The organism is Succinimonas sp., assembly GCF_045225735.1.
Taxonomy (GTDB): Bacteria; Pseudomonadota; Gammaproteobacteria; order Enterobacterales; family Succinivibrionaceae; genus Succinimonas.
The window spans coordinates 1-2,608 of the sequence record NZ_JBGVBR010000228.1 but is presented as its reverse complement, the minus strand read 5'-3'; the positions used below and the strand labels follow the sequence as shown (position 1 = coordinate 2,608).

Genomic DNA, 2,608 nt, shown 5'->3' with positions numbered 1-2,608 from the left:
ATCGCGCCGTCCATGGCTCCGTACATCTGGCTTTCCTTGGCCACCCGGCCGCGGCGGATCTGCGCCTCCTCCGAGGAAATGGCTCCGGCCCGGAGGTCGGCGTCAATGGACATCTGCTTGCCGGGCATGGCGTCCAGAGAGAAGCGGGCGCCTACCTCGGACACGCGCTCCGCGCCCTTGGCGATAACCAGGAACTGCACAATGGAAATGATAATGAACACCACCGCGCCCACAATGAAGTTGCCGCCTACCGCAAAATCGCCGAAGGTATAGATGATTTCGCCGGCATCGGCCTGCAGCAGGATCAGACGGGTGGTGGAAATGTTCAGGCCCACCCGGAACAGGGTGGTAAACAGAAGCAGCGTTGGAAATGATGAAAACGCCAGCACGTTGGGCACGTACATGGTCATCATCAGAATGATAAAGGAAGCCCCCAGATTAATGGAAATCAGAAGGTCCACCAGAGGAGTGGGCAGCGGAATTATCATGAGCACGATAACCGCAACCACCAGTCCCACAAGAATAAAGTCAGCCCGCCTGGTAATACCGGCGGAAGCCGACTGCGCCAGATCAAAAAGACTCACACTAATCCCTTGCCGTCAGCTGTCAGCTCCAGAATGAGAACCCGGGATTCTTCTCCGCGGCCCTCCTTAAGCAGAGCCCGGGCCCTTAAAAGCATCATGGCCCGCATAATCGATTCATCGGATTTAAAAAATGACATGTCATCGGTGAGAGCAATCACCTCGCGGTAGGATCGCATCCGGTCATGACATCTGGCCAGCATGCCCCGGGCCCAGACGTCCCCAGGATTAAAGGTCAGCATCACCTTGAGGGTTCGCATGGAACTCTCAAAGAGATTTACCCGGTAATAGAAATCAGCCAGCGTCTTCAGAGTTTCGATATCCCTGAGACTTAAAACGCTTTCTTTCATGAAACAATCAACTCGGCCGCATCTTCAGCCATTACTAAAACCCGCATGCGGCGGCTCCTCGCTGCCGGCGCGGCCTAATTCAGCATCATGCTGGTATAAACCCGCAAAAGATCCGCATTATTGAGGAGCGGCTTTACATCGGCATTCAAAAAATCCTCTATGTTATTATCATGGATATTGCTGAGCTTTTGCACTATATTTTCAAGCTCCCGCTCAATTTTGTTAGGCTGCAGGAGATCCACGTTCTTAAGAGAAAAGGCAAAAGCGCCGGCAATCTTGTCATGGAAGGAGTTTCCGGCATAAAGATCCTGAACCCTGACATCCTGCTGCAGATTGTGCACCAGCTCCTGAGCTTCGGGAAGATGGACATCAAACTGGGGCGCCAGGGGCGAGTCCAGTCCCAGAGTACTGTTAAAGATTTCGTTACTCATTTGTCATAATCTCCTCATATTGCCGCTTCAGCATAATGATGGCATTCTCAATGTCTGCGGCTCTGGCGTTCACCGGAATGTCGGTCATCATCAGAGCCTGTTCGCCGGAATAGCCCAGCGTGAAATTTATCGAGCTCAGCTGTTCCACGGAGGAATGGGAGAGAAACTTCTGCATCAGGCCGTGATCATACTGCGGCACCGGAAAACGCAGGGACAGAATCAGGGGCGGAACTATCTTCACCGTGCCGTCTTCGTTAATGAGTTCCTCGTTAACCCGATACTCCAGACAGAAATCCAGTGTCCCGTCAACCCGGAAACAGAGCGGATGATCGCGGTCAAACTCCTCAATATCCACTCCGATTCTGGCAGCAAAATCCTTCACTCCCTCCTGAATCACTCTTAATTACCTCCGTTTTCGAGCCAGGCGTCCTCGGCGTCCACAAGACCGTCAATCAGCTGCTCCATGGACTGAATGATACGCAGTCTGGCGTCATCCTTGTCAAACAAATCAGTGCTGAGATTACGGACTGAGTTTAACAGATCCTGAGCCAGAAGTACCTCAACTTCCGGATTCTGCTTTGCAACATCACCATAGAGGTCACGAATGCTCTCAGGATTGATGTAACGCTGTTTGGACAGATTGAGAAGTCCGGTAAGCACCTTGGCGGGACTGACCTCGGTCTTGATGCCGTGCACATCGCCCAATCTGGAGGTGAATCTGTTCATTACCTGAGTGGCGCTGTTAAGGCTTCTCACCACGCTGAGATTGCGGCCCACAAACTCCAGCACTACCGGCTCCTGGGAGGAAAGCGGGCTGGAAATGTCGGCGCCCAGAGACTTCAGCATGAAATCCACGCCCTCATTGATGCGGTCATCGCCGAACTTGCCGGCAATGAAGTCCAGCATCTTCAGAGGATCATCGCCGTTGCCGGAGAGCTCGCTGTAGGCCTCGGAGAGATAGACCCCATCGCCCAGATCGGAGCTCTTGGCCACATCCACGGAATTGAGGGAGGCCAGAATCTCCCGGGAGCTTTCCCGGAACAGTTCTTCTGCGGCGTTCTGAAGGAGTTCCTTCTCGGCGGGATCCGTGGCCTCCTGAGCAGCCTTGCTTAAGAAGGCGTAATTGGATGACGGATGACCGCCCAGCTCCTTGAGGGAGTTCAGAAGCTCCCGGGCATTGTTAACGCCTCTCTTCCGGCAGTCCTCGTAAACTCTCTTCTTGGCTTCGAAATCGGCATTGTGGAAT

General features: G+C 53.5%; 5 protein-coding genes. All 5 read right to left on the bottom strand.

What is annotated here, in order from left to right:
- Window positions 1-584, bottom strand: a 584-nt coding sequence (locus ACJROR_RS07895) for an FHIPEP family type III secretion protein (protein ID WP_406546647.1), incomplete at its 3' end; no start/stop codon positions are given.
- Entirely contained in the window at window positions 581-931 is a 351-nt protein-coding gene (locus ACJROR_RS07890; RefSeq protein ID WP_406040063.1) for a hypothetical protein, read from the bottom strand. The genes ACJROR_RS07890 and ACJROR_RS07895, both read right to left, overlap by 4 nt.
- 74 nt (window positions 932-1,005) lie before the next feature.
- Window positions 1,006-1,362: a hypothetical protein gene (locus ACJROR_RS07885; protein ID WP_406040065.1), complete on the bottom strand. Its 357-nt coding sequence runs from the start codon at window positions 1,360-1,362 to the stop codon at window positions 1,006-1,008.
- Window positions 1,355-1,759: a hypothetical protein gene (locus ACJROR_RS07880; RefSeq protein WP_406546646.1), complete on the bottom strand. Its 405-nt coding sequence runs from the start codon at window positions 1,757-1,759 to the stop codon at window positions 1,355-1,357. Before ACJROR_RS07880 ends, ACJROR_RS07885 begins: the two co-directional genes overlap by 8 nt.
- 2 nt (window positions 1,760-1,761) lie before the next feature.
- Window positions 1,762-2,608, bottom strand: an 847-nt coding sequence (locus tag ACJROR_RS07875) for a TyeA family type III secretion system gatekeeper subunit (RefSeq protein ID WP_406546645.1), incomplete at its 5' end; no start/stop codon positions are given.